This is a genomic window from Longimicrobium sp., from assembly GCF_036554565.1.
Classification (GTDB): Bacteria; Gemmatimonadota; Gemmatimonadetes; order Longimicrobiales; family Longimicrobiaceae; genus Longimicrobium.
This window is the reverse complement of sequence record NZ_DATBNB010000531.1, coordinates 1-5,350: the sequence shown is the minus strand read 5'-3', so window position 1 is coordinate 5,350 and position 5,350 is coordinate 1. Positions and strand designations below refer to the sequence as shown.

Below are 5,350 nucleotides of genomic sequence, written 5' to 3'. Positions count from 1 at the left end.
CATCAGGTGGTCCACGACCACGCGCTCCACCGCGCGGTCGATCTCCGCCAGGTACGCGTCCGAGTGGCGCCGGCCGAAGGTGCCCCGCACCAGCTGGTCCAGCGTCCACTCCAGCCCCGGCATCGCGGGGTTCAGCGCGTTCTGCTGCACCAGCCGCGCGGCCCGCTCGTCGTTCAGCAGCAGCCCCACGGTCAGGTCCGCGGCCGAGGCCGCCGGCGACACCGCGTCGAAGCCCAGCCCCGTCCACCGGTCGAACAGCTCGCGGTGGGCGCCGTACGTGAACGGACGCGGGGGAATCAGCTCCAGCAGCGGCCGCGGCATGGCGAGCTCCGCCGGGTCCAGCGTCATCAGCAGCGCGTCCAACGCCGCGCGCTGCACGGCGGCGGGAACGGGCGTCAGCGGGTCCTGCCGGTCGCCGCGCAGCGCGTACGTGTACGACATTCCGCCCAGCACCTTGACCGCCGCCTCCACCTGGTAGCGGTGGTGAAGGTACAGCGGCACCAGCGCCTCTTCGATCGTCGCCATCGGCCGCCCCGCGCGGATGGCCCGCTCGCCGAAGCGCTGCAGCGCGGCCCGCCGCACCGCCATCGTCCGGCGCAGCTCGGCGGCGGCGTCGCCCCCGTTGTCCCACAGGTGGGCCTGGGGGTGAAGCCCGCCGGGCGCGCGCGCATCCTCGTCCGTGACGAACGTCAGCCCGCGGCCGCGGGTGTCCGCCAGGATGCCTCCCAGCGCGGTGCGTTCGTCCGTTCCCGCGGGAAAGTGCTGGTATCCCCAGGTGATGGCCAGCTTGTCCCACGCGCCGATCTCGGCCGTGTAGGCCTCGGAGAGGTCGATGGTGCCGTCCGCGCGCAGCCTCACCTGGGGGTGGGGGTAGTCCATCACCGAGGCGCGGCCCTGCGCACTGGCGACGTAGTTGTGGGCCAGCCCCAGCGTGTGCCCCACCTCGTGCGCCGACAGCTGGCGGATGCGGGCGAGCGCCATCCGCTCCATCTCCGGCGGGATCTCCGTCCCCGTGGCGTACGGCGCCAGCAGCCCCTCGGCCAGCAGGTAGTCCTGCCGCACCCGCAGGCTGCCGAGCGACACGTGGCCCTTGATGATCTCGCCCGTACGCGGGTCGGTGACGGTGTTGCCGTAGCTCCATCCCCGCGTGGACCGGTGCACCCACTGGATGACGTTGTAGCGCGCGTCCAGCGGGTCCATCCCCGGCGGCATCACCTCCACGCGGAAGGCGTCGCGGTAGCCGGCGGCCTCGAACGCCTGGTTCCACCAGCGCGCCCCCTCCACCAGCGCCGAGCGGATGGGCTCGGGCGCGCCGCGGTCCACGTAGTAGACGATGGGCTGCACCGGCTCGCTGACCGCGGCCGTGGGGTCGCGCTTTTCCAGCCGGTGGCGCGAGATGTAGCGCTGTACCACCTCCTCACCCACGGGCGTGGCATAGTCGAAGAACGAGATGCCGAAGAAGCCCGCGCGCGGGTCGCTGCGGCGCGGCTGGTACCCCGGCGGGGGAAGCGCCACGAACGAGTGCCGCTGGCGCACCGTGACGGCCTCGGGCGTGGGCGCGACGGTGCGGACGAGGGCGCCCGGGGCGTCGCCGGTAAAGGTGAGCGTCACCTCTACCTCGGTGTTGCGCGGAAAGGCCCTGGTGTTCGGCAGATAGAGCGCGCTGCGGGTGGCGTCGAGCTTGTAGTCGCCCTGGCGGGCGCGCTTGAGGGCGGGGATCACGCCGTGCGCGTCGCGCAGCACGAAGTCCGTCGCATCCACCAGCACCCGCCCCTCCGTCTCCGCCCCGACGGTAAAGCCCCACAGCACCGACTGCGCGAACGACTCTTCCACCGCGCGGCGTTCGTCGGGGTCGTCGCTCACCGCGCGGTAGGCCTGGTTGGGCTGCACCATCAGCACGCGCGGGCCCACGCGGTCGAACCGCACCAGCCGCTCGCCGCCGATCTGACCGCGGTCCAGCCCCACGTCGTTGGAGCCCAGCCCGGACGGGAGCGAAACGACGTAGATCAGCTCCTCGCCCGCGCGGGGGATCTCCATCCACAGCTTGCCGGCGGCGGCGTCCCAGTACACGGGGACGAAGCCGTCGCGGCGGTCCATGCCGCGCGTCTTTTCGGCGATGGAAGGGAGCGGACCTTGCGCGGCGGCGTCCAGGGATGCCGTACACAGCGCGAGGGCCAGACCGGCTGCGGTCACGAAACGCGGTGCGGATCGCATAAGCCTTGCTTGGGAAAGTAGACGTGCGAGGGGCCGGGCAACGATAGGTGCGCGAAGCGGTTCGGGCAACACGAAAAGGCGCTGCAAGGCCCCTATCGCCACAAAGTAGCCAACGTGTGTGCCACGTGGACCACCGACGGCCCAAGAGGAATTATTGTGGACAAAGTAGTCAAATCGGTGTGTCCTCCACTGCCGCCCGGCGCGGGCTGACGTGGCCGCGGTGCCGGAGTTCCGACCCATGCTCGCCACGCTCGCCCGCGACCTGCCCGCGGGCGGGGAGTGGACGTTCGAGCCCAAGTACGACGGCATCCGCGCCATCGCCATCGTCACCGCGGGCGCCGTGGTGCTGCTGACGCGCAACGGCAACGACAAGGCTCCCCAGTTCCCCGAGTTGGTCACGGCCATTCGCGAGCTTCGCGACCGCCACGGCGCGGACCTGGTGCTGGACGGCGAGATCGTGGCCCTGCGCGCGGGACAGGTGGTTCGCTTCGAGGCGCTCGCCGGGCGCATGCACACCGAGAACCCGCGATCCATAGCGCGCCTTTCGCGCGAGCAGCCGGCCGGGTACGTCGCGTACGACCTGCTGCTCACCGGCCGCGACCCGCTGGTGCCGCGGCCCTGGTCGGAGCGGCGGGCCGCGCTGGAGCGCGTGCTGGACGGGCGCGAGACGGACCGGGTGAGGCTGGGCGCCACCTCGCCGGACGGCGGGGCGATGATGGATGCGGCCCGCCGCGAGCAGTGGGAGGGCGTCGTCGCCAAGCGCACCGGCGCGCGCTACCAGCCCGGCGTCCGCTCGCGCGATTGGCTGAAGGTGAAGCTGGCGCCGCAGGAGGAATTCGTCATCGGCGGATGGACGGACCCCACCAACCCGGCGCGGAAGCTGGGGGCCGTGCTCCTGGGCCGGTACGGCGGGGACGGCCGGCTGTGTTACGTCGGCCACACGGGAAAGGGGTTCAGCGAGCGGGTGCTGCGGTCGCTGCACGCCCGGCTGCAATCCTTGGAGCGCGCATCCAGCCCGTTTCATCCCAAGCCGCGCCTCGTGCAGGCGCACCACTGGGCCGAGCCGGTGCTGGTTGCGGAGATCCGCTACTCCGAGTGGACGGCCGCGGGAAAGCTGCGCGATTCTACCTTCCTGGGGCTTCGCGACGACAAGGCCGGCGCGGACCTGCTGCGCGAGGCGGCGGCGGCCGCGGAGGGTGCGGGCGATGGCGGGTTGGGGCGCATCGAGGCCGCGCTGCGGGAGATCGAGGCGGGGGAGGGAAGCGGGGCGATCGAGGTGGACGGGGCGAGGCTGGACGTCGCCGGCCTCGCCCGTCCCGCGTATCCCGGATCGCGGTTCACGCGCGGAGACCTGCTGCGGTACTACGTGCGGATGTCGCCCTGGATTCTTCCCGTGATGCGCGACCGGCCGCTCGCCGTCGCCTACTTTCCCGGATCACCCGGCAAGCGCCCCATCTACCGCCAGAGCGCCCCGCCCGACACGCCGGACGGGGTGCGCGTGGAAACGGTGCAGGTGGGGCGCGAGCGCAAGCGGATGCTGGTGGGCGGCGACCTCGCCACGCTCCTGTTCACCATCACCCGCGGCGCCATCTCGCACGATCCCTGGCATTCACGGGTGATGGACGTGGACGAGCAGGACTACGTGGTGCTGGACCTGGACCCCATGCCGGCCGCTTCGTTCAGCCGTGTCGTCGAGGTCGCGCGCGTGGCGGGAGAAGTGGTGCGCGACGCGGGGCTGGAGAGCCGGCTGAAGACGTCCGGGCGATCCGGGCTGCATGTCTACGCCATGATGCTTCCGGGAACCACGGTGCGCGCGGCGGGCATCGTGGCCGAGCGCCTGGCGCGCGAGGTTGCCCGGCGGGCGCAGGGGCTGGCGACAGTGGAGCGGTCGACGACGGTCCGGCCGAAGGACGGTGTGTACGTGGACCACCTGATGTCGCGCCGCGGCGCCAACGTGGCCGGCGCCTACGCCGTCCGCGCCACGCCGGAGCTGACCGTCTCTGCCCCGCTCGCCGGGAGCGAGCTGTCCGGCGCGCTCGACCCGCTGGCCTTCACCATCGAAACGATGCCCGAGCGCGTCCGTGCCGCCGGCGATCTCTGGGCGTCCCCCTCTGCCTGAAGAACGAAAGAAGCCCCGCGGCGCCAGGTGCGCCGCGGGGCTCCGCCGCTCCCCCCCGGCCGCGTCAGTGCGCGGGAAGGGTGATGGCGTAGGTGCAGGTTTCACCGCCGCGCGCCTTGCAGGGCAGGCCCTCGATGGGATCCACGATGGGTCGGGTGGAGAGCAGCTTGGTGAAGAAGCCCTGGATGACGCCGCGGTCGAAGTCGCAGGGGTACGGCGTGCCGGTGGTGATGGTGCCGTGGCGCGGATCGGTGATGGTGAAGGGGATCACCCCCTGCTTCACCCCGCGGTGGTTCATGTCGTACGCCATGCCGAACGACGCCATCACCTTTTCGAACGTGTCGATTCCCGGGGGCAGCGGCACGTGGTTGGGAATCTGCCGGCCGATCTGGAAGAGGGTGTTCGGCCCCATCTTTTCGCCGATCATCAGCAGCGAATCTACGTACGGCCTCAGCGGATACCAGGCCTCCGGGTCCACCTCCTGGATCCCGTGCTCGCCCAGGATCTGCTCGCCGCGGCGGCGGAACGGGCCCATGGCGGCCAGCATGGAGAGGATGTTGCCGCCGCTGACGGTGGCGTCCGGGGGGATGCGGTCGAGGTTGGTCACGGGCCAGGGATGGTTCGGGGAGAGCCGCCGGACCGCCGCGCGCACGGGAGCGCTAGGCGATCCATCGCGGTGACGCGGACGGAGCGAATGACAATAAATGTGGCCGCCGCGTCCCCTGTCAAGGACGCGGCGGCCATGTGCTCTCCCCCGTTACAGTTGCGGGCCGAGGGAGTGGACTGAAAGGAACGGCTGCGGCTGTGCCGCTGATGTCGGAAAGCGGGAGCCGCCCCCGGATTACCTCAGGCGAAGGCTTCCATGCCCGCGAACTCGGGCGCACGGACGCCCGCGAGCACGCCCGGCGTGGCGCAGACGATGGCCACCAGCGTCTCGTCGCCGTGGTCCAGCCCCAGGTAGCCGTCGCGCGCCCGGACGCGCACGCCGCCCGACTCGCGGCCCTGGAAGGCCTCCAG

General features: G+C 71.8%; 3 protein-coding genes. 1 reads left to right on the top strand and 2 read right to left on the bottom strand.

Annotated features, from left to right (window positions below):
* On the bottom strand, positions 1-2,193 hold a 2,193-nt coding region (locus VIB55_RS14565; RefSeq protein ID WP_331877382.1), incomplete at its 3' end, for a zinc-dependent metalloprotease.
* A gap of 259 nt (positions 2,194-2,452) precedes the next feature.
* Here VIB55_RS14565 and ligD point away from each other — a divergent pair.
* Complete coding sequence (gene ligD, locus VIB55_RS14560; protein ID WP_331877381.1) at positions 2,453-4,333, top strand: DNA ligase D; 1,881 nt, start codon at positions 2,453-2,455, stop codon at positions 4,331-4,333.
* 64 nt (positions 4,334-4,397) lie between these two features.
* Here ligD and VIB55_RS14555 read toward each other — a convergent pair whose 3' ends face one another.
* Positions 4,398-4,940 (bottom strand): hypothetical protein, encoded by a 543-nt coding sequence (locus tag VIB55_RS14555; protein ID WP_331877380.1) that lies wholly within the window; start codon positions 4,938-4,940, stop codon positions 4,398-4,400.
* Positions 4,941-5,350 lie beyond the last annotated feature (410 nt).

Bases quoted from the DNA above. Each gene is read 5' to 3' on its own strand.
- ligD (WP_331877381.1), top strand. From the start codon at position 2,453: ATGCTCGCCACGCTCGCCCGCGACCTGCCCGCGGGCGGGGAGTGGACG.